Source organism: Hymenobacter terrenus (assembly GCF_000972495.1).
GTDB classification, from domain to species: Bacteria; Bacteroidota; Bacteroidia; order Cytophagales; family Hymenobacteraceae; genus Hymenobacter; species Hymenobacter terrenus.
Genome location: NZ_LATM01000013.1, coordinates 125,284 through 149,385, shown reverse-complemented (window position 1 = coordinate 149,385; position 24,102 = coordinate 125,284). Strand labels below are relative to the sequence as shown.

Sequence of the window (24,102 nt, the reverse complement as noted above, 5' to 3'; positions counted from 1 at the left end):
GGTGAACACCACCACGGGCTGCGGCACTTACGCGGCCGGCGAAACCGAGGATTATACCCTCAACGTGACCGGCGGCACTGCCCAGAACAACGACTACAGCAGCACTACCGACCGGACCGACCGGTACCTACTGTACCCGAACCCCACGACTGATGTGGTGCACATCGTCCGGCCGCTGACGGTTGACACCACGAAGCCCCTCACCGTGCGCGTATACGACCTGCGCGGTGCCGAAGTCCGCGGCGTACCCTTCGCCGAAGACCTGCTCCACGTAGCGACGCTGCAAGCCGGCTGCTACCTCGTAGAGATAAGCGACGGCACCACGACTTCGCACCAGCGGCTCGTGAAAGAGTAACGGCCCGGAAACGGACCATCCATAAAAAAAGCTCCGGCCGGTTGGTCGGAGCTTTTTTTATGACTTATGGCTGGTGAAACCAATTGAGACGTCTTCATAAGCGGTGTTCAAATACCATCTGGTATAGGCAGGAGTGAGATGTTACGGAAGCCTTCGTCTTGCAATACGCTGTCGAAGGGGTATGTTATTTTGCTATTAAATCAATAGAAAAAAACCGCCTATTTGACTTGTTACGCGCAGCCGCTGTGAGCACATCAACTGCCTCGATAGCTACTCCTTCCGACCCACTGCACCGCCGCTTACTTCGCTATGCCAGCGAACCACTGGCTGAGCATGTAAAGCTATCCGCTTGGAAGAGGGCCCTTTAAAAGATAGCTTTGCCTCGTTCAACAGCCGCTACTCTCTACCAAAAACGCAACAATACCCCCTTTCCGAACCGAAATCCTAGGTCTGGACGGTCGATTTACAGTAGCCACTTCGTTTTTCCCTTTCCTTATTTTCATTTACTCATGAGAACTACCTCTTTACTGACTGTCCTGGGCCTGGCCGCCGGGCTATCGACCTTGATGAGCGCCTGCACCGATTCGGTGAAGGATGTTCCCTCGCCGACCGCTTCGGCTCCAGGGACGCAGGACGCCAACTCGGCGCGCATCGTGAACGTACCGGACCCCCGCGGCGACGCTTCGGGCACTGGTCGCGGCACTAACTACGACCTGCTCAGCACCACCGTGCAGCGCACCGCTTCCTCGCTTAACATCACCCTTACGTTCGCCCAGCCCGTGCTGCTGCCAGCACCCGGTGATACCGTGGTGACGCCCTCCCAGTTGCGAGGCATCATCTCCCTCGACACCGACCAGAACAGTGCTACCGGTACTGGTCCATTCGGCTGCGAAGCCAACCCTGCCAACATCAACCCTGATGTTTACCTGGATTTAGGCGTGATCAGCTCACGGAACGCCGACGGCACCTTTCCGGTCGTAAGCTTTATAGTGGGAGAGCCGGTCACTCAGCCCGATGGCTCGACGATTCAGCCCTTGCTTGGCACCGAAGAGGTTGCTCGGGCGACGGTGCGCCTGCGTAATAACCGCTTACAGCTAAGGATTCCACTGGCCCAGCTTAAGGACGATGGCTTGGTTAACCTGGCTGTGCTGGTGGGCAATGGCGCCGAGTTCATCACGGATTGCGCCACGAGCAATCAAGGTGGTCCGATTTCCAGCCAGCGGGGTGCAGCCGGCAAAGTCGTGCATAGTTTGGGCGAGGCGGAAGTGCGTCAGCTCCGGCAGCTCCGTCGGCGCTAACCGGCGGCAATTTCCAGTAATTCACAACTAGTTTAACGCCCCTGGCTACTCAGCCAGGGGCGTTTTGGTTTACCACGGTATATACCGCCCATTTCCGGTGATAAACCCAACCGCCGGCTGATAACCCCTTCCCCAGAAAAGAGGCCCCCTACCCTAATACCGCGGCTTCGGTGAGCAGGCCGGTGGCGCGGGCACGGAGGCGGTGGTAGCGAGTAACGGCGGCCGGGGACAGGGGCCGCGCCCGCCAGGCCAGCCAGTTGCGGAGCCAACGGGCGTGCGCAGGGGCGCGGGTGGGGTCGTCGGGGTCGGCCGCTAAGGCCAGGGCAGCAGCCAGGGCCCGAGCCGCCGGCGGGGCGGTGAAGTCGTCGGGGTCCGGCAGGGGAGCGCTGGTGGGGTCGTCGGGGTCGGGCGGTAGCAGGGCGGGTAGTGCGGCGGCCCAGCGAGCGGCCACGCGAGCCTGCCGGGCCAGGGCCGCCGCCTGCGCCAGGGCCCGGGCCGCCTGCTGCTGGCACACGCGGCGGCGAAAATCCAACTCGCCGGCATCGGGGGGCGGCGTGCCCGGCGGCAGGCTGGTGGGGGTTAGGGCGGGGAGCACTGGCTCGGCTGCGGCCCGGGCGGCAGCTTCGGCAGCGGCCACCTCTTCGGGTGGGGGCAGCAATCGCAGTAGGGGCAGCAAGGCCGCACTCACGGCTGGTGTGAGGGAACGTCGGCCGAGTTCGACGGCGTGAATCAATGACTTACTCACGCCTAGGTACAAAGCCAGCTCATCCAGGCGCAGGCCAAACCAAGCCCGGACGTGGGCCACGAAATGAGGAGAAGAAAACGGTCGACGTGGCAAGGAGAGCAGAAAAAGTTGTGGACTATTTTCACAAAGTTGAAAAATAGTCCACACTTTCTCGTTTGCATGCGTGGACTATTTTTCAATTTTGTGAAAATAGTCCACACTTTCTCACATGAGCCTGTTGAAAACCCAAGATTACTAATGTTAGATAAGCGCCCTGCTGGCGCGGGTCGGCATAAGCTAAAACATTCTGTCTGCCTACCTACGTCAGGACCAACTAGCAGCAGCGTCCCCCGTACGCCCTCTTCACCCCAATCCCCGCCCAAACTAACGGCTCACCGTACTGTTCTGGCTACCATTGGCTCTGCACTTCATTAGTTCTCTACTCAAATGAAAAACTTTCTGATTTCGCTTTTTCGAGGAACCTTTGGAATTGCGCTAGGTGTGCTGACTTTCCTAACACTTGGCCTGGTAGTCGCACTCAGCCTCAATCTTGCCTGGATACATAATACCGAGGGCAAGGATATTGTCAGTGAGGGCGGGGCGTTTGTTTCGACAGTTAATACTCCGGCAACTGCTGTTGTCAATGATTCATCAAGTGCTTTTTCCTCCAAACCCTCTTCTCATGAATGACTCTGCTGCCTGCATTCCTCCTTTCATGAAAAAGCCCTGTCCGTTTGGTCAGGGCTTTTTTTATGCGGATTAGGCAGCCTGTAGTTCGTCTTCGCGATAACAATCCCAGAAGCCGTCGTCCAGGCGATACACATTCACCCGATGGACCAAGCCAGTCTCGGGTAGGCGCTCCTTCAACTGGCCGCGCCAGATGATGGTGCGGACAGGAGCACTGGGTTCGGGCAGCACGCGGTGCCCCACGCTGTAGGCGAAAGACTGCGCCGCGGGTGGCACCGGTATAATGGGCAGCACCGGCTCTTCGTCCTGGCTAAAAATCTCCTCATACTCCGCGTGCCGGTCTTCCGCATCCGGGAGGGAATCGATTTGTTCGTATTCTTGGAAATGCTCATTGGCCACGTAATGGGCCTTTTTCGTGGTTGCCATGGCAGAAAATAGTGAATTCTTTAGCTAAGCTACACCACGACTAAGCAGATTAGCAACCCTGGGGCCATACAGTGGGCGGCATGTTGCCCGTGTTCAGGTCCTGAGTTAGCTCGTTGAGACGTCGGCCAAACCTGGGGCATAAAGCGAGTTGCAGAGGAAGCTGCAAGAACGATGTAGAGACGCCATCCTTGGCGTCTCGTCGTTGAACGATGACGGGCAAACGGCGCGGACGACGAGACGCCAAGGGTGGCGTCTCTACATCGGGCGGACATTATCTCGAAACCATACGCTACTGCAACGCCAGCGGCGGACGGCACCGAAAAGCTCCCTGCGCCGTGACATCCCAGGTTTGAAAGCCGTGGGCGCGCAAGCTGGAATCCTGCCGGGCCACGTACCAGGTTTTGCAGGAGGAGTCGAACACGACCCGCACCCTGGGGCCAAACACGGCGGCGACGGTTTCAGGCTTGAGGCGGGCGTTGCGGCGCAAAACCAGCACATCGACGGGCACGGACTGGGTAGCCGAGGAAATACGGTTGGAGACGAAGCCGATGCGCAGGCCGCGCCAGTGCGCCAGCACGACGGGGCCGGGTTTGAAGAATAGTTTTTCGGTGGCGCTGTCGGGGTCGGCCAGGCGCTGCACGGGGATGGTGGTGCCGCGCCAGCCCACCGCGTAGGCCGGGTGCCGCGCCTGGCGCTGGATGAGCCCCGGCAACAGGCGGTAGGTGCGCTCGGTTTCGGTGAGCGGCACCGAATCGGGGGTGACAAACTCCACGGCCGCCCCCTGCCAGAAGCCCACCGCCGAGCGGCGCGGAATGCTGTACACGATGAATTCTTCGGTGGGAGCCACAGCCCGCGCTTCGGCCACCCGGCTGCCCACATACACCAGCAGCACGGCGGTGGCCCAGCTCAGCCAGGCCAGGCGACGGGTGTTGGCCCAGGCCAGGAGCGTCCCAATCAGCCCGAAGAGCAGCACCGTTTGCAGAGCGGACACGTGGATTTCGCGAACAACCCAGTTAGCCATCAGCCGGCTAACCAGGAAAATGTATTCGTTAAACAGCCACACGGCCTGCTCAAACACCCAGGCCACGCCCTTAGGTAATAAGTCGAGCCACAACCCGGCGACGGCCGGCAGCACAGCCGCCAGGGCGGCGGTCATTCCCTTCACCACCAGCAAGAGCAGGCCCACGTACACGGCCCCGCTCGAAATGGGCACGGCCACTAGGTTGGAAACCAAAAAGCTGAAGGGAAATTGGTGGAAGTAATAGAGCCCCAGCCCGAACGTAGCCACCTGCGCCGCCAACGACAGCGCCACGGCCTGCCACACCTTATCGAGAAACCAGCCGGTGCCGTGCCAGCCCCACTGCACCAGCCGGGGTTGCCAGGGCCGGCGCCGGGCGTAGAAATAGGCTTCCACATCCAGCCAGCGTGCGATGCGCGGCTGCAGGTACACGATGCTAAGCACCGCCAGAAACGACAGCTGAAAACCGACATCGGCCACCAGAAACGGGTTCCAGAAGACCAGCAGCGCGAAGGCCGCTACCCCCAGCGTATTGAAAATAGAATCCTGCCGCCCCCAAACCCGCCCCACGATGACGAACGTGAACATTACCGTGGCCCGCAGCACCGACGCCGACAACCCAGTGAGGAAGGCGTAGCTCCAGATAACGGCCAGCCCCAGCAGCGCCGACCAAATCCGAAACCCGCGCACCCGCCCAAATAAACGTTGCAACACCAACGACATGGCCGCGAACAGCAACCCCACCTGCAGCCCCGAAACGGCCATAATGTGCGTAGTGCCGGTGTTGGTATACGCCTGCTTCGTGACCGTGTCTACGTCGTCCTTAATACCCAGCACCAGGGCCGAGGCAATGGCGTATTCGCGCTTGGCTTTAATGTAATGGCGGAAAACGCCGTCGAGCTGCGCGGCGGCCCGCATGCTGGCGGCCACCAGCAAGCTGGGCGGGTCCAGCCCCAGCACCCGGTACTGGTCGGGGTGAATAAACTGCTGGTGATACACTTGCCGGTATTCGAGGTAGCGGCGGTAGTCGAACTCGCCGGGGTTGAGCGGAGGCTTACTCGCGTCCGGGTGCCCGCGGATGAGCCACACCTCGCCGTAGCGCGGCTGGGCAACTCCCTCGACACGCGGCAGCGACACGCGCACGCCGCCCGTGGCCCGGCGCCAGCGGCCAGCCACCCGCACGGCCCGCACGCGCAGGGTAGTGGCATAAGTGGCAGGACGCACCACAATGCCATCATCAACAACAGCCTGGTAGCATTCTACCTGGTCGGCGAAGCGAAAGAGGTGGTCGGCGCGACGGCTTTCGGTGGCCCGCTGCGTGAGGGTGGCCCCAAACACGACGATGGTTAGCAGCGCCAGCGTGCCGGCGGCATCGGTAGCGGCCGGGGCGCGCTGGCGCACGGCCCAGAAAATGAGCAATGCCGCCAACACCGCCAGAGCCGCCGCGTAGGGCCACAGCTCCGGCCAGCCTTCGCCGAGGTAGAGGTAGGCCACGATGCCGGTAATCAGCGCGGGGGTATACCGCACAAAAGGAAAAGTAGCCCAGGTTATCATTGACGGCATGTAGCGAAGTAGACGACCAGCAATATAGCTGTTTACTCCACAAGCTGTGGCTGCCGCTGGCCGCTCCCTTACCGCAGGCACCTCGAAAGCTATTCCCACTCCTGCTTTCCTTTTCTGCGCCACCTCAAGCTCAGCTACTCTGTACTACAACGCGTTTCAGCACCGCAAGCTGGCGCACAACCTGCCTCAGTGCTCCCTAGCCGAGCGGCCCTGCTCACTTTCCAGGCGCTGCCAGCGACCAGCCAGGAATGTAGGTCGCAGCCTTTGCTGCGACTTTGCGGGCGCAATGGTAAAACTATACGGGAGTTGTTCGACGATACGCAACCGGCCAACGAGACGCAGTGAAGGCTGCGTCCTACAGCACCATTTTGTAGTGCTGGATATTGGCTTCCTCGAACATCTCTCCTTCTTTCTGAAACCCGTGCCGCTCGTAGAACGGGATGGCGCGCAGCTGCGCATTCAGGTACACCTTCGCCTCCGGTAGCTCGGCGCGTATATCGGCCAGCACGGCGTGCAGCAGCGTGGCGCCAATGGCCTGGTTGCGAAAGTCCGCCAGCACCGCAAACCGCTCCAGCTTTACGCCGTTGTTGGTTTCGCGCCAGCGGGCGGCGCCGGCGGGGGTGCCATCGGCGGCGCGGGCCAGGTAGTGGCGGGCGTCGCGGCGGTCGTGCTCATCGTTTTCAAGGTCGAATGGTACACCTTGTTCTTCCACAAATACTTTTTCGCGGATGGTAAAAGCCGCGTCGAGGTCACGCAGGTCGGTGATGCGGTAGGCGGTAGCAGGCATTAGGAGCGAAATAAAAACGGTCATCCTGAGCTTGCGAAGAACCTTGTCACGATTGAACCATGCAGAAGGGTTGCTGCAAATCGGGCGGCTATGACAAGGTCCTTCGCAAGCTCAGGATGACAGGTGTTGAAAAATGTCAGGCATTAAAGGACTATAGGGCCTGCTCGTGGTTTACGGGCAGTTCGGGCTCGGCTTCCGCCACGGGAAGGCTGCTATCCAGCAAGCCCTGCTCGCGGAGGCGGCGCTCGTGCCGCTCATCGCGGCGGGCGGCACCGTTTTGCTGGGCCTGACGAGTCATTTCCTCGGTGTCGTACTTATCGTAGGCTTCCACGATTTGCTTCACCAAGCGGTGGCGTACCACGTCTTCGGAAGTCATCTCGACGTAGCCGATGCCCTGCACGTTTTTCAGAATATCGAGCGCCTGCATCAGGCCCGATTTCTGGCGGGTGGGCAAGTCAATCTGGCTGCGGTCGCCGTTCACCATCACCTTGGCGGTGGGGCCCATGCGGGTCAGGAACATCTTGAGCTGCGAGGGCGTGGTGTTCTGAGCCTCGTCGAGCAGCACGAAGGCATTGTTGAGGGTCCGGCCGCGCATATAGGCCAAGGGGGCAATTTCGATGATTTTGTTTTCCTGGTAGAACTTCAGCTTTTCGGCCGGAATCATGTCTTCCAGGGCGTCGTAAATTGGGCGGAGGTAGGGGTCCACCTTCTCCTTCATGTCGCCGGGTAGGAAACCCAGGCTTTCGCCGGCCTCCACCACGGGGCGGGAGATGATGATTTTCTTCACCTCTTTATTCTTCAGTGCCCGCACAGCCAGCGCTACCGAAATATAAGTCTTGCCCGTACCAGCCGGCCCGAGCGTAAAGGTCAGGTCATGGGCCATTACGGTGTCAACCAAGCGCTGCTGGTTGGGCGTTTTGGCCTTGATAACGCCGCCCTTGGCCCCAAACAGGATGACGTCGGGCGAGGCGGCCAGCACGCGGCCTTCGGCCTCTTCGCTGGTGGCGGAGAGGTACTGGTTAACCGTCTTATCGGTAATCTGACCGTATTGGTGGTAGTGCTCGATGAGCGAGGAAAGCAAGTCGTTGATGCGGGCAATGACTTCCGTCTGGCCCTGGATTTTGATTTCGTTGCCGCGGCTGATGATTTTGGAGCCGGGAAAAGCGGCCGCCAGCTGGCGGATGTTCTGGTTGTCGGGGCCGAGGAAATCGACCAAAGACATGTTTTCGAGGGTGATGATTTTTTCGACCAAGTTGGGAGAGAGGGGGGAAAGAAGAAGGGAGACAAAAAACAGCCCGTTTTCGACCCAAACCGGCTACTTTTGCCCCGGTTCGGGCGAACGAACAATACTACGAAAAACTACGCAACAGCGGGCATGGGTTTGATAACGTTGCTGACAGATTTTGGCTACCGCGACCACTACGTGGCGGCGCTGAAAGCGCGGCTGTTGCAGTTGGCTCCGGCTACGACCGTGCTAGATATCAGCCACGGCGTAGAACCCTTCAACATCGCGCACGCCGTTCACGTTCTCCAATCGGTATTTCGGGACTTCCCGGCAGGCACGGTGCACGTTATCGGCGTCGACGACCACGGCGCGGGACCCGAGCCGGGCTGGCAGGCCGCCCTGTTTGCAGGTCATTATTTCGTAGCTGCCGACAATGGCATCCTCGCCCTACTCACCAACAGCGCGCCCGAGGAACTGGTGGCCCTGCCCGCCGCCATCACCCCCTCCCCCACCCGCGATGTGCTGCTGCCCGCCGCCGTAGCCCTGGCTCAGGGCGAGTCGCTCACCAGCCTCGGCCCAGCCATCACGGCGTTTCATCAATTGAATAACCGCCAGGTCCGCCTGCAGGACCACCGCATCACCGGCCACGTGGCCCACGTAGACCACTACGGCAACCTGATTACCAATATTTCCCGCGCCGCCGTGGACGCCGTAGGCCACGGCCGGGGCTTTGCCGTGCATTTCGGGCGCGACGTGGTGCGCGAGCTGCACCTGCACTTTTCGGCGGCCCCGCCCGGCGAGGCGGTGGCCGTGTTCAACAGCCAGAACTGCCTGTGTCTGGGCATCTGCCAGGGCAACGCGTCGGAGCTGCTGGGCCTGCATTTTGATTCGCAGGTCGACGTGCGGTTTACGGTGGAATAAGACACCGGCTCCTCGTGGTCATTCATAAACAAGGCCCCAACTCACAGGAGTCGGGGCCTTGTTGGCGCCGAATTATGCCAGCGACCGGATTTAGTTTCGGAACGCTCTACTGACCAGCAGCGCTGGCCGAGTCAGCGGCCGGGGCGGTGGTGGCGGCGCTATCGGAAGCAGCATTGGTGTCGCTCGGTATTACCGTAGCGGTTTTGTCGGCTTCCGTGGCAGTGGGCTGGCTGTTGCAGCTACCCAACAGCAAGGTGGCGGCGAAGGCGGGCAACGCGAGCCAAGCGGAACCGGCAGAACGAAAAAGTGGAAATCTCATAAAAGGGAAAGGTGTTAAAGGTGAGCATTATCGGCAGTTCTTTACGGCGGGTTTAACTTATAAGTTGGAATCCTGTCATTTCTCTGGGCTTGAGCCGGTAATACCAGCGCTGGCTCTGTCCCTATCTTCGCCCCATGCTCATTCGTATTGTCCGCATGACCTTCGTTCCGGCACAGGTGCCCGCCTTTTTGGCGCTCTTCCACGAATCAGAGAATCGTATTCGACAACAACCCGGCTGCCGCCACCTGGAGCTGTGGCAGGATGTGGACACGCCCGCTACCTACTGCACCTACAGCCATTGGGAAGATGCCGCCGCGCTCGCCGCGTACCGGAAATCAGCCTTATTTGGTGAGGTATGGCCAGCCACTAAGCGGCTGTTTGCAGCCCCACCCGTGGCCTTTTCGGTTACTCAGGCGTCGTAGCCGTACTACTCATTCCTCCCAAAACGCTGCCCTATCCCATGTCACCCGACTATTTTGCTTTCTACGGCCTGCCCGAATCTTTCCAGCCCGATGAGGCCGCCCTCAAGCGCCTTTATTACGCCAAGAGCCGTGAAACCCACCCCGATTTCCACGCTACGTCATCAGCCGAAAACCAGGCCGACATGCTGCGCCAAGCCACCCTCAACACCGACGCCTACCGGACCCTCTCCGACCCCGACCAGCGCATGGCTTACCTCCTGCGCCAGCACGGCCTGCTCGAAGAAGGCAAGCAGGAGCAGCTTCCGCCCGATTTTCTGATGGACATGATGGACCTCAACGAGCAGCTTATGGACCTGGAAACCGCCCCCGATGCCGCTGCCCAGGCCCAAGTAGTCGCCGAAGTAACCACTTTGGCCGATACGCTCGATGCCGGCATCGCGCCCGTACTTGCTGGCTATGAAGGCCTACCGGCCGACCACCGGCCGGCGGCGCTCCAGCAAATCCGCACCTACTACCTAAAAAAGCGGTATCTGTTGCGCATTAAGCAACAGCTGGCTACCTTTGCAGCCCGCTCCTGATACCGGCAGAGCGGAATTGTTCTAACAAAAGCTCATCCTGCCCGGATGGCGGAACCGGTAGACGCGTTGGTCTCAAACACCAATACCGCAAGGTGTGCCGGTTCGACTCCGGCTCCGGGTACTAGGAAGGTCTAACGACCACCCTCTTTTCAAGCCTCAAAAGCTGTAAATCTGGCAACAGATGCAGTTTTTGAGGCTTTTTTGCGTTCAGGCCAATCGGGATTTATTAATGGGTTTACCCAGACTTACTGATGCTTTTACGCCACCTCCTACGCCACCTCTTTTTCTAAATCTTATGAAAGTTGTGTTTGAGCTGCGGCATGATAAACAGGATAAGGCGGGCACGGTGCCGGTCTACGTATCAGCGTACTTCGACGGGCTGCGGCTGCGCTGCTCGACCAAGGAGCGGTGTGAGCCGCGGCAGTGGAATGAGAAGGAACAGGAGTTCCGGCGCTCCTTCCCAGGCTACACCTCGGCTAACCTGGGGCTAGCCGCCTTGGTACGCCGACTAGAAGACCGGTACCGGGAATTGCGGGCGGCCAACGTGGCACCGAGCGTGGCCCTGATGCGCGAGGCCGTGAATCCGGCGGCCGTGGTGGTGAAGGAAGAACCTACGCTCGTGGCCCGCTTCACAGAGTTTCGGGACGTGCTGGCCGGGCGGGGGTATGCCTTCCACACGTTGCGGCACTACAAAACGGCGTGTAACCACCTGGAGACTTTCCTGGAGAAGACTCGTCGTAAGGGGCTACTGCTGGCCGGCTATACTTCTGCGGTGCACGATGACTATGTAAGCTATTTACGGACGGTTTGCGGCTTGTCGGCCAACGGGGTGTACACCTTGCTCAAGGACCTGAAGACGTTTTTGCGGCACGCGCAGGATGAGCGAGGGCTGATGCTGGGGCTGGAATTGAAGCGGTTTGAGGTGAAGTACACCGACCAGGCGAAAACGTACCTGACCGGGGCCGACCTTGCGGCACTGGTGTCGGTAAAGCTCTCAAAGACCCTGGAGCCGGCCCGGGACGTGTTTTTGTTCTGCTGCTACACGGGCTTGCGCTACTCGGACGTGGCGGCGTTGCACGCCGGCAACCTGCATTTGCTGGGCGCTAATGGGGACGGGGACCGGGTGCTTCGGCTGATACAAACCAAGACGCGGGCTACGGTAAGCATCTACCTGAGCCGGATGGCAGCCGAGATATTGGACAAGTATGCAACGCCTGCACGCCAATTTGAGGGGGCACGGCTACTTCCGGTGCTGGCTAACCAGCCGATGAACCGGTATCTGAAGAAAATCACGCAGCTGGCAGGGCTGTCTCGGCCGGTAGAAGTGGTGAGCACAGCCGGCGGGCAGGTGGTGAAAACGGCGGTGCCCCTACACGAGCTGGTGACGATGCACACGGCCCGCCACACGTTCGCGGTGCAAAGCTTGCTGCGCGGGATGCCGGTGACGGTGTTGCAGCAGGTTATGGGCCACGCCAAGATTCAAAATACGATGCGCTATGCGCAAGTAGTCGAGGATCTGCAGCACCAGGCCATGCGGGCGGCATGGGATGGGCCGGCAATTTCGCCGGCTGCGAGCGTGCTAGATGGTTCGGTTTGCACGGTGATGGCAGCGTAAAGGGTTGGCTGCGCGGAAACGAAAGTGCCCGGCCAGACTCACTTCCGGTCGGGCACTTTTTTGGTCGACGCGGGGCCTGCCAGAGTGGTCGTGTGTAGGCTTTAAGTACGCTTCGAGGTGCCTTGGAGTACGGTGCGCACTAGCGGGAAGCAGGGGCGTTCAGGGCGGCGGACACCTCCTCCGCATCGAGACCGGTGAGGCGACAAAAGTCCTGGACCGATACCAGGGCCCCGGCAGGTTTGCCTGCCGCCTGACGTGCGCGGCGTACTAGGCGCTTGGCGGCGTCGTAGCTGCGGCCGGTGAGGGCCGCCACGTCTTTCGGGTATAGGCAGATGCGGGGCACGGGGGGCGGCGGGGTATGGAGGGGCAGACCGGGTTAGTTGGGGCACTGCGGTAGAATTGTCAAATTTACTTGAAGTATTTCGACTCCACAAACAGCGCCCTGGCTATGAATGCGGGCTATGGAGCTGGCCGCTATTGGCAAGACAAGCGCATCTCAACAACTTACTTTTCACAATGGCACAACAAACTGGTATTTTGGGCCTACAGGGGACGGTGGGCGGGCTGGTCTTCCGAAAGGATGGCTCAGTGGCGCAGAAGCCGGCCTCGAACAAGGCCAAGTTCATGAACGCGTCTAGCATGGCGCGTACCCGCGAAAATGCCTCAGAATTTGGCCAGGCGGCCAAGTACAGCAAGGTGTTGCGCGACTCGTTGCGGGTGGCCATTGCCTCGGCCAGCGACAGCCGCGTAGCCTCGCGCTTGACAAAGGCCATGCGGGAAGTCATCGGGCTCGATGACACGAATGACCGGGGCCAGCGCGTATTCAACTCGTCGAACTCGGCGCCGCTCCTGGGCTTCAACTTCAACGCGAGCGCGGGCATTGGCCAAACCATGTATTTCCCTTACGAAGTGACCGGAGTTGGTGCCGATGTGACCATGACCGTTCCGGCGCTGAATCCGGCCTCGGACATTGCCGCGCCGCAGGGTACGACGCACTTTGAGTTAGTGTTCGCGGCTTCGTCGCTGGACATGGCGACGCTAACCTTCACCAATGCCGTGGTGGCCGCTCCGCTGGGCATCTTAGCCGCGAACAGCGCGGCCCTGGTAAACCAGACGCTGGTGGCGAGTTTCCCGGCTGCGCCGGCCGATGCGAACCTGGTCGTTGGTGTGGTGGGTATCAACTTTTACCAGCAGGTGAACGGCAAGTTCTACCCGCTCAACAACAACAGCACCAACCCGCTGGCTATTGAGTACGTGGCCTAAGCCATTGGGGCTTGTCGAAACGGCTGGCTATTCTTAGCTGGCCGTTTTTTCTTCCCCCCCTCATTCTTATGACACCCCTAACCTGGATTAACTCTTTTTCTTAACCCTGCTTCCCTTTTTTATTATGGTACTTACTGCCTATCAAGAGCAATTTCGTCGGCGCATGAAACACGCTATTCGCCTACGCGCCACGGCCGACAAGAAAGCCCGAACCTACGCCCACCTGTTGGCCGCAGCCCTCACCGACGCGGCCACGGCCGCCAGCGTCATGAACTTGCTCAATCAGCTCTACAACGTAGATGTGAGTACGCAGACGCTGCTGGTGCATTCACTGACGGACCAAGTGGGTCCGCAGATGCTCACTACTGTGCTGGCCGAGAGCCAGCCCGGCGAAGAAGTGGTACTCTTCAATCAGATACCCGATGGTAATGGCGGGCAGCCGCTGCCGAATAATCCGCTGTTTGGAGAACTGGTGACCAGTGCACCCATACTCCCGACGCCACAGGCAGTAAGGGCCGTGGTACCAGCGAAAGAGCTAATAGCAGAGGGGTCACCTGTTCTTTGGGATGCTGCGCAGGGATAACACAACATCGACATCACCATCTATAGGTTAAAAAGTCGGCCTCTGTCTAACAGGGACCGACTTTTTGCGTTGAGCCTACTGTAAAGGCACCTCTATGAATATGCGGCATTGTTTCACGATTGCCGAAGGCTACCAGCAAACGTTACTAAACAGTCAAGGCACTTTGCTATACTAATGCGTTTAGCCCCCTATTTAGGACGATTACCCCGGACTCAATTATGTGATAGTGCATGAGAGTACCTCTCACAAATAGAATCATGATTCCGGCGCTTATAGTGGGTCTCGGTTGGTTTATTCGTCCTCGTCGTAAAACAAAGTCATTAGATAGTCACCATCGTTGTTATTGATATGGTAGCGTTCGCCATCCTTATCGTAATACAATTGAAACTTTCCGCCTACTTGGCCAATACTACTAGCCCCATCTAGCAAAGACAGTAATATCCCCATACTATCTTCCATAAACTGCTTTAGATAAGCAATAATAATTCCCTTGTTCTCATCGCTCTGAGACAAGAAAAGCTTTTTGAATTGAATCAATTCAAGATTATCGCCTTTATCGTTAATTGGCTCAAAGAGCAATTCGCGAGTAAGGGCCATATTCTGCTCAATCCCGTATTTTTTAAGCTTCTCGATGAATTCAATCTGGTCCATAAGCTAAGGAAAGTCTATTCACTCGTCTTCGTCGGCCTCGTCGTAAAGCAGAGTCATCAGGTCATCGCCCTCCTTATTATTGATATGGTAGCGTTCGCCGTCCTTGTCATAGTACAGCTGAAACTTGCCCCCTACCTGCCCAATGTTGCTAGAGCCATCTAGTAGAGCCAATATTATAGCGACACTGTCTTCTATCACCATTCCTAGTGATTTTAAAAAGTATGCTTGCTGCTCGGCACTCAAAGATTTAAACAATTCTTTGAGCTTTCCTCCTTCTGAGTTTTTGTCTTCTGGGTCCGTGGGCGATTGGAGCGATTCTTTATAAAGATTAAAGTTCTGCTCAATCCCGTATTTTTTAAGCTTCTCGATGAATTCAATCTGGTCCATAAGCTTTATTTATTAAAAAGGTAGGGAAATGCTTTTTTATGCAGGTCGATTAAGTCTTGCAAGGCTTTATTTGGAACTTCACCGTTGTAAACACGACGCATTTCTTTGATATCTTTCGCTAGTAAATTCCGAGAAATTTGCTTCAAATTTTTACCTGCTTTTTCTGCTTCGCTGATATGCTTATCAATTTTTTTCCCATTCCACCTGCTTATGCATTTAACTTCTTTTTTAACTAGGCTTCTAACCCTATGACCAATAGTCGGCACCAAGATACTAATGCCATTGCCGTGGTCGAAGGTCTGTCCAGCTTTTTTAAGTAGCGCAGTCATTTTTTCGGCCTGAACGAGGTGGTGGGCATCCAGAGCCAGGCCAGCAGCTTGTTTGGTCAAGGCTTCATACGTACCAATGGTCCATTTGAGGGCATCTTCGCACGGCCCGTTGTGGACCACCAGCATCCAGTGGCCCACTAGGTAGGTGTGCCAATCGGCCACCTCGAAGTTGTAGACGGTGACGGGCTGCTCAGTCTGATGCACGAGTTGGCGCACGGGCATGCTCACTCGGTCGGAGCGCAGCAACTCGTCGCCGACCACCAGCTGGCCGGCTAGCTGCCATTCGTTGCTGGCGAGCAGGAACGGGTGTTCCGGTGTGGCTTGTAAAATTTCACTACCCACGTGAACTTCAATCAGTGCGTGGGCCTCACGCTGGCTGGTAGAGACCACCGCCTTCAGGGCCAGATTTTGGCGTTCTTGCTCCCAAGCCCACACCAAGTCGCCCATCCGGATGTCCTCAATATTACGGTAACCGTCGGCTACTGCCACGGGAGTGCCGGCCGGAAAGCAGGCGGTCACGCATTCCTTAACAGCCCCGGTGCCCAGCCCTTTCAACGCTTTCAGCGCGGTGGGTAAGCCTTCTTTCAACGCCAACGACTTGGCGGCCACGCTGGCCATTTTTTTCTTAGCTAGGCTCACCGCTACTTTGGAACCAGCCTTTAAAGCGGCGCGCACGCCAGCTTTACCAGCCATCATGCCCGCCGTGGCCGTGCCAAACGAGAAGGCCCCGGCCACTACCGAAGCCACGTCCCAGACAAGAAAGGCCGCGTTGAGGGCGATACCTACTTTATCGCCCGTCTGCACGGCGTGAATGAGGTCGCGCCCTGAGCCCCAAATGGGAATCAAGCCCTCCGCTAGGCTAGCTTCGCCTACGGAGTTCTTTTCAAGCTCCGCTTGCTTGAGTGCTTCAGCCGCTTCGTCCTCCGTATCCTTGACTTGCTGACTGACCTGGGGCGGCTGCGGTAGCTGCCCTGAATTAATGAACTCAATCTTGCCTTGCCCGACGGGGCACGTGATGCAGGAGCGGCACAATAACGCATTGCCGCCCCCGATTTTAGCAGGATACGTATCCTGCCACTGGGTGGGGGCTGGCATGCACGGAGTGGGCGTTCCGCCGGCCAGCTGCGTGAGCTTTTTGCAGATGACGAACGAAGGAATGTTAACCAGCGGGAGAACATCTAATTCGTTGCCAGCCAATAGTCCAGCAATTTTAGTGGTGCGCGGCGTGGCTTTGAAGGGCATAGGCAGCGTGCCCTGGCTGCACTTCATCAACGCCCCAGTGATGACGTATTCGAGGGGATTCGACATGGGCCCTTAAATAACGTCGGTGTCAGTAGAAACCAGCTTAGCCTGACCTCCAGCCTTCATCGTTAGGTTGCTGCTGACTTGAGCTTGCATATTATTGCTCACGTCTAGGTCTAGGTCTTTTGCCTTCAGACTAGCCCCTTTTTTCGCCGTGAGGTGCATATTTTCTTCCTTAGCCGTGACCACTACATTTTTCTTAGCCGAGATTTTCACGTCATTACCGGCCTCGATGACCACGTCTTTCCCCGCCGCCAGGGAAATGGAGCCATTGGTTTTGAGGGTGATGTTACCGTCGCCGGTGAAGCCAATTTCCAGCGCCGTGCTTTTCTGATTGCCATTGGTGATGACAATTTTCTCCGCGCCTTTTTTGTCATGGAAGGTGACCCGGTTGCCAGCCATGGTCTGAATACCTTTTATTTCGCCGCCGTTGTGCGTGTATTTGGCGTTGGCTTTGTTCTTGGCGTGAAAGAGGTTGCCTTGTACGTAAGGCTGCTCGGCTAAGCCGCTTTGGTAGCCGATGAGCACCTGCGAGCCGACTTCGGGCGTGAATAATTGACCTTTACCCGCCCCAGCGTAGGGGGTGAGCACCCGCAGCCAGTCGGTTTCGGCGTTGCGCGGCTTTTCGACGGGCCAGTAGAAACGGACCCGGATACGGCCGAGGTGCTCGGGGTCTTTGGTATCGATGACTTCCGCCAGCTCGGAGGTGCCAGCGGGTGGGGCGTAGGTCGGGTACACTGGCGGCACCTCCAGCAAGTGCGGAATGGCCGTGAACGTATTTTGATAGTTGCCCGCTGCGCTCACGTGGTGGGTGAGTTCGGTAATCCGATAGGTACCAAAACTCTCATCAGTCAGGTGCTGACTGCCCAGGCCCTCGCCGTGGATGCGGATTACGCCGCCGAGCAGCAGCGAAGAATTATCACTATGGCCTTGCATCACGACTAGGTTGGCCACGCGGTGCGCTTTTAGAAACTTAGCCTCTTCGTTGAGCTGGCTGGCACTCTGAATGACGGTCTCAGCCGTGGTGTGCGAAGCCTGAGCAAACAGCTTCTCGGACTGGTCCGAGGCCAGCTTGCTGTATCGGTGCTGACTGAGGGCGGGAAGCTGCTGCGCGGTCGTGTGGCTGGTAAAATGCTCGTGCTGCTGGTAATTGTAATCGTAGAGCGTGACGCGGGTAGGCTGGAGTGACAGGTTGAACTGAAAATTATTGTAAACACCGTCCGCTACAAAGTCAAACGCTTCGCCTGCGGCCGCAGGCCCGAGGTGCAGCTTCTGTCCGTCGTAATAAAACCATTCACCATATTCGGCCGCCAACCGGCTCAAAAAGGCATAGTTGGACTCCTGATACTGCACCACGTAGGGCAGCGGGGCGCGATGCTCGGGCTGAATTTGCCGCGGCAGCAGATCTTCAGGGTACGGGGCCAGAACGTCTCGGAAGATATCCGCTAGCGTTTGCTTCACAAACGTGCGTTTTTGCAACCCGTCAGCCAGTTGGCGGCACGGGCTGTAGCCCTGCACGGTGATGCTAGCGCTATAATCCGTGTCTTTGCTGGTGCTTAGCCCGGTAATGATTCCTTTGAATAGGAGCTGTTGCTTTTTCGTGCCCTGCATCACGATGGCATCGTCGATGCTCACCACGATGGTTTCACCGAGCAGCTTTTCCAGTGTGTGCGAGAAGAAAGCCGTTTTGGAATCCTCGGCCCGGTCGTAGGGCACGGTCAGCGCGAAACTGTGGTGGCCCGCGAGGCGCTGGGTTAGGGAAAACCGTAAAAAATCGTCGCCGGGAGCAAACGGCTCCCCGGCTCCATCGACTTGAATAGTAACCTGACGAGCCATATAGTAGATAGTAAAAAGGTGGTTAAGAAAGATTGTTTGGAACGCAAGTTAGAAAACAAAAACTGCTATGTTTGTCATGCTTATTGATTATTTACCATGAAACCCCTTTCTACCAATGCCGCTTTTTGCTAGTAAGCCTCAGTCTGTCAGTGCGTGGGCTGCTGTTGTGCACGCCGGCAACCTAGATCTGATACCTGCTGAACCCGCCGGCAGTCTAGCCCCTGTGCTGGTGCAGGGAGCAAACGAACAACGGGCTCAAAAGATAACCGGGTGGTTTGACGTGGAATTTATCAATTTCTCCGCTGACACGTGGCAGTTCATCAATATCACGGAAGGCGACCTGAGAACCGCATTACGGCATCGCACCTATGAGGTCGGTAAACTCCTGTACACGTTCGGAGCGGTAAAAGAAGAATTCCGATTTGCTGACCCGGTAGATGATATCGAAAAAATTAAGCGCGGAATCATCCGTTCGTTACGTCCCGTAACGGAGGCGGAAATTCTAAAGATGCTTACGCACGCGGGTGTGTTTGATTATAACAACAAGACGGCCCATACTCCCCTGCTTGACCGCTGGACCTTTATCAAGAAGGAAGGCCAAGGTGGGGGGCGGCTAGACTTTTCTATGTCTGGCCTCAAGATGATAGCCAAAATGACCATTGACTATACAACCGGAGAAGAGCTTACGCCTTTTCTTTTTTACCTGGAAGGCGTTGCGCATAACTGGTTTAATTTCGGCAATTTTTTATTTGGGGCCGCGGGAGCAGCACTTGGGTTTACCAAAGCCGAGCTATTGAACGGAGCAGAATATAACAGCTTAGTCAACTACGATAAGAACGGGTATGATCCTCAGTTCGACTCAGCAGATGACCAATTCTCCATCACACTAGGTTTTGAATATGCCACAAAACGAAACTACGCTTCGCGGGTAGTGCGTCGATGGGGAGTGCCGCGTCGGAATTAACCGTGGAAGTTGTGTTAACATAGTGCCCTGATGAATAATGCTCAATTCCCCTTCTCCCGCCCCGCACTGCGCTGCTGTTTGCTGGTCGCGGTAATTCTATTTTCGGCAGTTGGCTGCCAATCGGCTACGGACCGGCGGCGGGAGTTTGTCAAGCGGTACTACGCGGAAGATTTCAGCCTATTTCGTAATACTCATGTTTTCATCCGTGGGAAAGATAATGACGGCAACTGGGTGGTGATTGTAATGTGTCGGATGCTCGATGCGGTGGGACCAAGCACAGACCCAACGGCCGTGGTGAGTGTATCCGCGGCCACGAATTCCATTATCCGGATTGACAATAGGGAAAACACCATGCAGTGCGTACCAGGGGTAGACTCTGCTGCGCTGGCGAAGATCGTCAGGCGGTTTCTGTCCTACAAAGTGACTTCCATTACGGCTGATGCGAATGGGAACATCTCTTTCGGCTTCCGGTCGCGCGAATTTGGTTCACCGGATTTGACCCGAGTCAAAGACAGCACGCAATTCAAGCCGTATTTTTGGCACGATTACACACAGGTGCAAGGCCCATGGTATGAGCGCAAAGCGGACAACTGAGGTGGTCTGTTCGTCAGGTGGCAAGGGGCTGGTAGTACCGACCTGGTACGAAGTAGTTAGCGAGCATAGAGCTTAGCTAAGTGCTGGTAAGATTCAAAAACGCCCGCCGACAAGCTGTCAGCGGGCGTTTTTATGGACAAAAAGTCAACTGATGTTTTCTACGTTGGCCGTGGGAGCTTCGCGCAGCACCACTTGGATGCCGTGGTCGCGGGCTTGAGCGGTGGTATACTTCTCGCCGCGGCCAATAATTTCTCCATTGGCGGCGACATGATTAAACCCGTACTGGCCGCTGGTGAAAAACGACTCGAAGCGGTGAGGCTGGCAGTTTTCCTGGACGGACCGAATGCCGTTTTCGCAGCCCGCTTTCGTGGTGTAGGCTTCGCCGGACTGGACAATTTCGCCGTTGTCGGCGCGCAAGCGGTACCAGTACTGGCCGCTGCGGTGGAAGAGTTGGAAGGTTGCCATGTGGAAAAATAATGAGTTGATAGTGTGACAAGTTACGCGGCGATGGCTAAGGTTGGTGCCGCCGGGCGCGGAGTGGCCGGGACGGGGCTCTGTCGAGCGTAGTGACGCAGCAACACCGTGTACTTTTTACGGCCCTGCTCGAGAAGGCTCGGGGTGGCGGTGAGCTCGACGCGCCACACCTCAGGCGGGGCCTGCCCAGCTACTGTGCTGCGCGGTTTCTGCACGGCGATGAGGAGGAAGCGCGTGGCGCCGAGCACATCCAAATAGAGAGCCGCTTGGCGGTCGTAGTCGTACTGCTCGAGGGTGGTTAGGAAATGGGCGCGGTCGGGGCTGCTGGTGGTTTTGAAGTCGATGAGCGTGAGCTGGCGGCCGGCGCGGCTACGCACCAATAAGTCGGGCCGGAGCTTCACCCCGACTCCAGTGGCGGTATGGGTGGCGGTGTAGGACTGCTCCGCCTGGCCCCGGTAGAGCAGGTCGCGGCAGTAGCGTTGGCGGCGCACCTGACGGGCCAACGTCTCCAAGTCGGCCCACCGGATGCCGCGCTCGCTGGTGCGGGCGTAGGTGGCCGGCTCCAGTACGGCGGTATGGAAGTGGGAGCCATAGGCCAGGGCCACGGGGTTGGGTCGGCGCAACTGGCCCAGGAGGCCAGCCTTGAGGTTGGAAAGGTCGGTATTGGACACCTGGGGCAGGGCGCGGTACTGGTCCGGGGGCAGGGCGGGGTGATGCGTAAGGGCGTGAAACATGAGGGCGGAGAAAAGTAGGGTTAGTGGATGAGCGCTAAGCGGTGGGGGTCGGCGGCGCGGTGCAGCCAGATGTGGGCGCCCCCGCTGCCAACCAGGTAGGCGGGCGCAGGAAAGAGTTGGCGCACCTACGGGGCGAAGTCGCGCAAGTCCGGCAGCGGCCAGGAGCGCGGCTAACTGGGTCAGCAAGGCGGCCTCCGCTTCGTCGCGGGCCGGCTGCTCAAGGGACAGCCGGGGCTGTTCGGGGGGGGGTCATCAGCGAGCGTGTTGGATGAGGGGTAGCCAGGGAGCGCCACGGCGGGCACCGTAGCGTAGGGGCCGAGGAACTACGCGGCCTGCGACAGAGCAGCTGGTTCAGCGGCGGCCGGCGCCGGGCGCTGCGGGTCGTCCTCGACGGGCACGGTGTAGCCGTACTGGATGCGCATATCCGCGGCGCTGGTGTAGGTTTCGGCCCGCCAGATGGGGAAATCGCGGGCGAAGTCGCGGCGGGCCGCTACCTCGGCCGCGTCGGCGGCTTCGTAGCTAAACTGGGCGATGTAGTAGGTGGCCGTCTTGCCGTCTTTGGTGGTTTGCTTCTTCTCGGCGGTGATTTTCACCGTCACGTCGGCCAGGGTCAGGTCGTCGTAGAACAGCGGCTCGATGAGGCGGTACAGATTTTCCACGCTGTAGCCGTGGAAGAGCACGGCGCAGATGGCGCCCTTGTCATCGGCAAAAAACAGCTCGGCCCACAGCTTGCGACCCATGTTCAGAATGTTGTCCTGAAACACGCGCCAAGCCAGTGGCATGAAGGAAAGCGTATTGCCCAGGGGCATCATACCGCCGATGTTGAACTGGCCAGCCTTGGCGTCGAAACGCACCTGGCGCGGATGGCCGGGCAGGTAGCGGAAGCGGGCCACCTGCACCAGCTCGCCGGTAGCTTCATCTAATTTCTCGGTGAGGTAAGCCGGCGCGGTAGCGGCGGAGGCGGTGAGGGTCAAGGTGGGGGCCGCTACGTCTTCGGTGGCGGCGGCGCGCTGGGGTTTGGCGTTGGTGGACATCGTGAAAATGGTTGGAATGGGGAATGAAAAAGTGGGGCCCGTTGGCGGCCGGCCCCTTCGCCGGTTGCTTATTTGAATTGCTTATCGTGGCATATAATGGCGCGCCCCACAATGGAATCGTGGCCACGAGCGGCGGGCTGGTGCTGGTACCAGAGATAGGTGGCCAGCAGATTGAGGTAGGCCGGGTGGCGGAACTTGCCTTCGTCGTCGATGATGAGAATGAGTTCGGGCGTGAGACGGATGACATCGACCAGTCGGCAATCGAGCAGTTGGTACAACTCGGCCAGCTTGAAGCGGCGGCCGTTGGCGGGGCTGACCGGCTGCGGCGTGGCGCTGTGCGGGTCGAGCAATTGGGGTTGATAGGTAGTAGTGGTTTTGGGCATGATGGGGCGGTTTTAGCTTCGTGGACCTTTGGTTATGGGGCCGCCCGGCGTGGCGGCCCCTGGTGAAGTATTGATGTGGCTGCGCCGACTTTCCGTTAGTCGCCTTCGACTTCGAACATCCTCTGCTCATACTCGCCGTCCTCCCACCCTGCTTGCTCCTGCTCGTGGTAGTAGGCCTGGCGTTCCCATTCTTTTTGCTGCTCGTAGAAAGCGGCCTGGGCTTCATCAGCGGCCATTTCATCGCTGCGGAGGCCGTTAAGCTCCGCCTCGGTTGGTTGGCTTGCGCCGTCCTTCGGGTCGTCATCCATGAAAAAGGGACTTGGCGGCCCGCGCCTAGTGGGCAGAGGCCGAATGGCTAAAAGCGGGGGTACTTGGCGCGGGCGGCCTGCAAGGCAGCGCCGGCGGGGCTGGCGTGGAAAGCCGCAGCGGCAGCCTGGTAAGTGAACTGGGCCTCGCGGCAGCGGAGGATGGCGGCGCGCAGCTGGGCAAAGCGGCCGGGCTGGGTGCGGTAATTATCGCGCAGCGCCCACTTGGCGGCGCAGGCATCGAAAAAGGCAGCGTGAGCACGGGCCAGCGCGTGGCGGGCGACGACGGCCGCCGGGCCGATGGGTGCCGGCGTGGGAACTAGCACGGGCCGGGGCGGCTGTTTGGCTGCCAGTTTGGCTAAGGCGGCGCGCAAGGCCACCCACTTGGCCGTGACCTGACCACCAGCCGCGCCCACCGGGGGCGCGGCTGGGGCAATGGCGCCGCTAGGCACAGGCGGGCACCCCAGCAAATTCATCCTCGGCCTTGAGGACCTCCCACACGGCCACGAAGGCAAAGCCGGGGTGCACGACGCGCATGGCCCGAAAGGCTAGGCGCAGCGCCTCAAATGGGTAGGGAGACGAGCCAGCGAAGCCGCCAGCAGGCTGGCACGCCGGCCGTGCGGCCAAGCTGAGCATGACGTGCCAGGTGGTGCCGCCCTTGCCATAGGTGGCGGCGGACTGGGAGATGTAGATGCCCGAGAATGAGCACAAAGCGGGACCTTTCCAGGCGGCAGCGGCAAGCTGCAAAAGTTGATTGGGTTGCATGGCTGTAGTAGTTAGCCGTGGGTGCCCGCGCCGGTAGGCCTCCGTTGGGCGGTAGCCAGGCCCTTCCCGACTACAAACCAAAGATACCAATTTATTTTCATTACAACAACTAGTTTGACAAGTAAATTTACTTTTATGACAACTTTATTTGTCGTATCTTTAAGTATGGAAAAACACAAAAACAAGGTAGTGGCAGTGGTGGGCAGCCGGGGCGTAAAAAGCTGTGCTGCCCTAGCCCAACGGCTGGCCGAACTGGAGCCGAAGGAAGTGGTGAGCGGCGGCGCGCTGGGCGTGGATGCGCTGGCCGCCAGCTGGGCACGGGCCCACGGGGTGCCGCTGGTGGAGCTGCGACCGGACTACGCCGCGCACGGGCCCACTGCGGCCACCCACGTACGCAACGCCGAGATAGTGAAACGGGCCAGCCTGGTGCTGGTGGTGTGGGATGGCCGGAGCAAGGGCACACTGAGCACGCTGCGGGCGGCGCGGCGGCTGGGCCGCCCCTGCGAGCTGCTGCCCCTAGACTGACGTGGCACCAGGGGCGCTGGCTGGCGCCGGCCGGG

The 24,102-nt window shown here is 58.7% G+C and carries 30 protein-coding genes and 1 tRNA gene; 13 read left to right on the top strand and 18 right to left on the bottom strand.

What is annotated here, in order from left to right; all coding sequences use genetic code 11:
- Together WX88_RS16400 and WX88_RS16395 are read left to right on the top strand one after the other, a co-directional pair.
- Positions 1-355 (top strand): T9SS type A sorting domain-containing protein (locus tag WX88_RS16400; protein ID WP_197076812.1); only part of this gene is annotated, 355 nt, incomplete at its 5' end.
- Positions 356-864: 509 nt separating this feature from the next.
- Positions 865-1,653 carry a hypothetical protein gene (locus WX88_RS16395; RefSeq protein WP_046245458.1) on the top strand — a complete coding sequence of 263 codons (789 nt, stop codon included), beginning with the start codon at positions 865-867 and terminating at the stop codon, positions 1,651-1,653.
- Between the two features lie 148 nt (positions 1,654-1,801).
- On the opposite strand, the gene WX88_RS16390 is transcribed toward WX88_RS16395, so the two are convergent.
- Entirely contained in the window at positions 1,802-2,491 is a 690-nt protein-coding gene (locus WX88_RS16390) for a helix-turn-helix domain-containing protein (RefSeq protein WP_197076811.1), read from the bottom strand.
- Positions 2,492-2,824: 333 nt separating this feature from the next.
- Between WX88_RS16390 and WX88_RS30150 the strand changes: the two genes are divergently transcribed.
- Positions 2,825-3,067 carry a hypothetical protein gene (locus WX88_RS30150; protein WP_156176196.1) on the top strand — a complete coding sequence of 81 codons (243 nt, stop codon included), beginning with the start codon at positions 2,825-2,827 and terminating at the stop codon, positions 3,065-3,067.
- Positions 3,068-3,136: 69 nt separating this feature from the next.
- Here the strand turns inward: WX88_RS30150 and WX88_RS16385 are convergent, their stop codons facing one another.
- From WX88_RS16385 to WX88_RS16370, 4 genes are all read right to left on the bottom strand, one after another.
- Positions 3,137-3,490 carry a hypothetical protein gene (locus tag WX88_RS16385; protein ID WP_046245456.1) on the bottom strand — a complete coding sequence of 118 codons (354 nt, stop codon included), beginning with the start codon at positions 3,488-3,490 and terminating at the stop codon, positions 3,137-3,139.
- A gap of 289 nt (positions 3,491-3,779) precedes the next feature.
- Complete coding sequence (locus tag WX88_RS16380) at positions 3,780-6,035, bottom strand: ComEC/Rec2 family competence protein (RefSeq protein WP_197076810.1); 2,256 nt, start codon at positions 6,033-6,035, stop codon at positions 3,780-3,782.
- 391 nt (positions 6,036-6,426) lie between these two features.
- Positions 6,427-6,858 carry a GNAT family N-acetyltransferase gene (locus tag WX88_RS16375; protein ID WP_046245490.1) on the bottom strand — a complete coding sequence of 144 codons (432 nt, stop codon included), beginning with the start codon at positions 6,856-6,858 and terminating at the stop codon, positions 6,427-6,429.
- Positions 6,859-7,009: 151 nt separating this feature from the next.
- The gene (locus tag WX88_RS16370) at positions 7,010-8,110 is read right to left on the bottom strand and encodes a PhoH family protein (protein WP_082116082.1); all 1,101 of its coding nucleotides are present in this window, start codon (positions 8,108-8,110) and stop codon (positions 7,010-7,012) included.
- Positions 8,111-8,233: 123 nt separating this feature from the next.
- On the opposite strand from WX88_RS16370, the gene WX88_RS16365 reads away from it, so the two are divergent.
- On the top strand, positions 8,234-9,004 hold the full coding sequence (locus tag WX88_RS16365; protein WP_046245454.1) for an SAM hydrolase/SAM-dependent halogenase family protein: 771 nt from the start codon (positions 8,234-8,236) through the stop codon (positions 9,002-9,004).
- A gap of 106 nt (positions 9,005-9,110) precedes the next feature.
- Here WX88_RS16365 and WX88_RS30145 read toward each other — a convergent pair whose 3' ends face one another.
- Positions 9,111-9,323 (bottom strand): hypothetical protein, encoded by a 213-nt coding sequence (locus WX88_RS30145; protein ID WP_156176195.1) that lies wholly within the window; start codon positions 9,321-9,323, stop codon positions 9,111-9,113.
- Positions 9,324-9,457: 134 nt separating this feature from the next.
- On the opposite strand from WX88_RS30145, the gene WX88_RS16360 reads away from it, so the two are divergent.
- The 4 genes from WX88_RS16360 (at position 9,458) to WX88_RS16345 (ending at position 11,938) form a co-directional block, all read left to right on the top strand.
- Positions 9,458-9,745 carry a putative quinol monooxygenase gene (locus tag WX88_RS16360; RefSeq protein WP_046245453.1) on the top strand — a complete coding sequence of 96 codons (288 nt, stop codon included), beginning with the start codon at positions 9,458-9,460 and terminating at the stop codon, positions 9,743-9,745.
- 38 nt (positions 9,746-9,783) lie between these two features.
- Positions 9,784-10,323 carry an iron-sulfur cluster co-chaperone HscB C-terminal domain-containing protein gene (locus tag WX88_RS16355; RefSeq protein WP_046245452.1) on the top strand — a complete coding sequence of 180 codons (540 nt, stop codon included), beginning with the start codon at positions 9,784-9,786 and terminating at the stop codon, positions 10,321-10,323.
- A 39-nt stretch (positions 10,324-10,362) separates the two neighbouring features.
- Positions 10,363-10,444, top strand: a tRNA-Leu gene (locus WX88_RS16350).
- Between the two features lie 174 nt (positions 10,445-10,618).
- Positions 10,619-11,938, top strand: coding sequence for a site-specific integrase (locus tag WX88_RS16345; protein ID WP_046245451.1), 1,320 nt, complete (start codon positions 10,619-10,621; stop codon positions 11,936-11,938).
- Positions 11,939-12,077: 139 nt separating this feature from the next.
- Here WX88_RS16345 and WX88_RS16340 read toward each other — a convergent pair whose 3' ends face one another.
- Entirely contained in the window at positions 12,078-12,281 is a 204-nt protein-coding gene (locus WX88_RS16340) for a hypothetical protein (protein WP_046245450.1), read from the bottom strand.
- A 173-nt stretch (positions 12,282-12,454) separates the two neighbouring features.
- Here WX88_RS16340 and WX88_RS16335 point away from each other — a divergent pair, with 173 nt between their 5' ends.
- Together WX88_RS16335 and WX88_RS16330 are read left to right on the top strand one after the other, a co-directional pair.
- Complete coding sequence (locus tag WX88_RS16335) at positions 12,455-13,201, top strand: hypothetical protein (RefSeq protein WP_046245449.1); 747 nt, start codon at positions 12,455-12,457, stop codon at positions 13,199-13,201.
- Between the two features lie 163 nt (positions 13,202-13,364).
- A complete protein-coding gene (locus WX88_RS16330) occupies positions 13,365-13,784 on the top strand; it encodes a hypothetical protein (RefSeq protein WP_156176194.1) in 420 nt (139 codons plus the stop codon).
- A gap of 291 nt (positions 13,785-14,075) precedes the next feature.
- On the opposite strand, the gene WX88_RS16325 is transcribed toward WX88_RS16330, so the two are convergent.
- The 4 genes from WX88_RS16325 to WX88_RS16310 are packed head-to-tail and all read right to left on the bottom strand — an operon-like array spanning position 14,076 to position 18,289.
- A complete protein-coding gene (locus WX88_RS16325) occupies positions 14,076-14,435 on the bottom strand; it encodes a hypothetical protein (protein ID WP_046245447.1) in 360 nt (119 codons plus the stop codon).
- A gap of 18 nt (positions 14,436-14,453) precedes the next feature.
- Positions 14,454-14,822, bottom strand: a complete 369-nt coding sequence (locus WX88_RS16320) for a hypothetical protein (protein WP_046245446.1) — start codon at positions 14,820-14,822, stop codon at positions 14,454-14,456.
- Between the two features lie 5 nt (positions 14,823-14,827).
- Complete coding sequence (locus tag WX88_RS16315) at positions 14,828-16,459, bottom strand: polymorphic toxin-type HINT domain-containing protein (RefSeq protein WP_046245445.1); 1,632 nt, start codon at positions 16,457-16,459, stop codon at positions 14,828-14,830.
- Between the two features lie 6 nt (positions 16,460-16,465).
- Entirely contained in the window at positions 16,466-18,289 is a 1,824-nt protein-coding gene (locus WX88_RS16310; protein ID WP_046245444.1) for a type VI secretion system Vgr family protein, read from the bottom strand.
- A gap of 115 nt (positions 18,290-18,404) precedes the next feature.
- On the opposite strand from WX88_RS16310, the gene WX88_RS16305 reads away from it, so the two are divergent.
- Both WX88_RS16305 and WX88_RS16300 read left to right on the top strand, forming a co-directional pair.
- Positions 18,405-19,253, top strand: coding sequence for a polymorphic toxin type 44 domain-containing protein (locus tag WX88_RS16305; RefSeq protein WP_046245443.1), 849 nt, complete (start codon positions 18,405-18,407; stop codon positions 19,251-19,253).
- A gap of 30 nt (positions 19,254-19,283) precedes the next feature.
- Entirely contained in the window at positions 19,284-19,847 is a 564-nt protein-coding gene (locus WX88_RS16300) for a hypothetical protein (protein WP_156176193.1), read from the top strand.
- Between the two features lie 144 nt (positions 19,848-19,991).
- Here the strand turns inward: WX88_RS16300 and WX88_RS16295 are convergent, their stop codons facing one another.
- The 7 genes from WX88_RS16295 to WX88_RS16265 all read right to left on the bottom strand — a co-directional run bounded on the left by WX88_RS16295 (position 19,992) and on the right by WX88_RS16265 (position 23,542).
- Positions 19,992-20,312: a YegP family protein gene (locus tag WX88_RS16295; protein WP_046245441.1), complete on the bottom strand. Its 321-nt coding sequence runs from the start codon at positions 20,310-20,312 to the stop codon at positions 19,992-19,994.
- A 32-nt stretch (positions 20,313-20,344) separates the two neighbouring features.
- Entirely contained in the window at positions 20,345-21,055 is a 711-nt protein-coding gene (locus WX88_RS16290; protein WP_046245440.1) for a PD-(D/E)XK nuclease-like domain-containing protein, read from the bottom strand.
- Between the two features lie 323 nt (positions 21,056-21,378).
- Positions 21,379-22,089 (bottom strand): hypothetical protein, encoded by a 711-nt coding sequence (locus WX88_RS16285; protein WP_046245439.1) that lies wholly within the window; start codon positions 22,087-22,089, stop codon positions 21,379-21,381.
- A 68-nt stretch (positions 22,090-22,157) separates the two neighbouring features.
- Entirely contained in the window at positions 22,158-22,472 is a 315-nt protein-coding gene (locus WX88_RS16280; RefSeq protein ID WP_046245438.1) for a DUF3846 domain-containing protein, read from the bottom strand.
- 95 nt (positions 22,473-22,567) lie between these two features.
- Positions 22,568-22,780, bottom strand: a complete 213-nt coding sequence (locus WX88_RS16275; RefSeq protein ID WP_046245437.1) for a hypothetical protein — start codon at positions 22,778-22,780, stop codon at positions 22,568-22,570.
- Positions 22,781-22,827: 47 nt separating this feature from the next.
- Positions 22,828-23,229 carry a hypothetical protein gene (locus WX88_RS16270; RefSeq protein WP_046245436.1) on the bottom strand — a complete coding sequence of 134 codons (402 nt, stop codon included), beginning with the start codon at positions 23,227-23,229 and terminating at the stop codon, positions 22,828-22,830.
- Positions 23,222-23,542 (bottom strand): hypothetical protein, encoded by a 321-nt coding sequence (locus WX88_RS16265; protein ID WP_046245435.1) that lies wholly within the window; start codon positions 23,540-23,542, stop codon positions 23,222-23,224. The genes WX88_RS16270 and WX88_RS16265 overlap by 8 nt, the downstream gene beginning before the upstream one ends.
- Positions 23,543-23,707: 165 nt before the next feature.
- Between WX88_RS16265 and WX88_RS16260 the strand changes: the two genes are divergently transcribed.
- Entirely contained in the window at positions 23,708-24,067 is a 360-nt protein-coding gene (locus WX88_RS16260; protein WP_052732766.1) for an SLOG family protein, read from the top strand.
- Positions 24,068-24,102 lie beyond the last annotated feature (35 nt).

Excerpts from the sequence above, each read along its gene's own strand:
- WX88_RS16395 (WP_046245458.1), top strand. The coding sequence starts at position 865 with ATGAGAACTACCTCTTTACTGACTGTCCTGGGCCTGGCCGCCGGGCTA.
- WX88_RS30150 (WP_156176196.1), top strand. The coding sequence starts at position 2,825 with ATGAAAAACTTTCTGATTTCGCTTTTTCGAGGAACCTTTGGAATTGCG.
- WX88_RS16385 (WP_046245456.1), bottom strand. The coding sequence starts at position 3,490 with ATGGCAACCACGAAAAAGGCCCATTACGTGGCCAATGAGCATTTCCAA.
- WX88_RS16375 (WP_046245490.1), bottom strand. The coding sequence starts at position 6,858 with ATGCCTGCTACCGCCTACCGCATCACCGACCTGCGTGACCTCGACGCG.
- WX88_RS16365 (WP_046245454.1), top strand. The coding sequence starts at position 8,234 with ATGGGTTTGATAACGTTGCTGACAGATTTTGGCTACCGCGACCACTAC.
- WX88_RS30145 (WP_156176195.1), bottom strand. The coding sequence starts at position 9,323 with ATGAGATTTCCACTTTTTCGTTCTGCCGGTTCCGCTTGGCTCGCGTTG.
- WX88_RS16360 (WP_046245453.1), top strand. The coding sequence starts at position 9,458 with ATGCTCATTCGTATTGTCCGCATGACCTTCGTTCCGGCACAGGTGCCC.
- WX88_RS16355 (WP_046245452.1), top strand. The coding sequence starts at position 9,784 with ATGTCACCCGACTATTTTGCTTTCTACGGCCTGCCCGAATCTTTCCAG.
- WX88_RS16345 (WP_046245451.1), top strand. The coding sequence starts at position 10,619 with ATGAAAGTTGTGTTTGAGCTGCGGCATGATAAACAGGATAAGGCGGGC.
- WX88_RS16335 (WP_046245449.1), top strand. The coding sequence starts at position 12,455 with ATGGCACAACAAACTGGTATTTTGGGCCTACAGGGGACGGTGGGCGGG.
- WX88_RS16330 (WP_156176194.1), top strand. The coding sequence starts at position 13,365 with ATGAAACACGCTATTCGCCTACGCGCCACGGCCGACAAGAAAGCCCGA.
- WX88_RS16325 (WP_046245447.1), bottom strand. The coding sequence starts at position 14,435 with ATGGACCAGATTGAATTCATCGAGAAGCTTAAAAAATACGGGATTGAG.
- WX88_RS16320 (WP_046245446.1), bottom strand. The coding sequence starts at position 14,822 with ATGGACCAGATTGAATTCATCGAGAAGCTTAAAAAATACGGGATTGAG.
- WX88_RS16315 (WP_046245445.1), bottom strand. The coding sequence starts at position 16,459 with ATGTCGAATCCCCTCGAATACGTCATCACTGGGGCGTTGATGAAGTGC.
- WX88_RS16310 (WP_046245444.1), bottom strand. The coding sequence starts at position 18,289 with ATGGCTCGTCAGGTTACTATTCAAGTCGATGGAGCCGGGGAGCCGTTT.
- WX88_RS16305 (WP_046245443.1), top strand. The coding sequence starts at position 18,405 with ATGCCGCTTTTTGCTAGTAAGCCTCAGTCTGTCAGTGCGTGGGCTGCT.
- WX88_RS16300 (WP_156176193.1), top strand. The coding sequence starts at position 19,284 with ATGAATAATGCTCAATTCCCCTTCTCCCGCCCCGCACTGCGCTGCTGT.
- WX88_RS16295 (WP_046245441.1), bottom strand. The coding sequence starts at position 20,312 with ATGGCAACCTTCCAACTCTTCCACCGCAGCGGCCAGTACTGGTACCGC.
- WX88_RS16290 (WP_046245440.1), bottom strand. The coding sequence starts at position 21,055 with ATGTTTCACGCCCTTACGCATCACCCCGCCCTGCCCCCGGACCAGTAC.
- WX88_RS16285 (WP_046245439.1), bottom strand. The coding sequence starts at position 22,089 with ATGTCCACCAACGCCAAACCCCAGCGCGCCGCCGCCACCGAAGACGTA.
- WX88_RS16280 (WP_046245438.1), bottom strand. The coding sequence starts at position 22,472 with ATGCCCAAAACCACTACTACCTATCAACCCCAATTGCTCGACCCGCAC.
- WX88_RS16275 (WP_046245437.1), bottom strand. The coding sequence starts at position 22,780 with ATGGATGACGACCCGAAGGACGGCGCAAGCCAACCAACCGAGGCGGAG.
- WX88_RS16265 (WP_046245435.1), bottom strand. The coding sequence starts at position 23,542 with ATGCAACCCAATCAACTTTTGCAGCTTGCCGCTGCCGCCTGGAAAGGT.
- WX88_RS16260 (WP_052732766.1), top strand. The coding sequence starts at position 23,708 with ATGGAAAAACACAAAAACAAGGTAGTGGCAGTGGTGGGCAGCCGGGGC.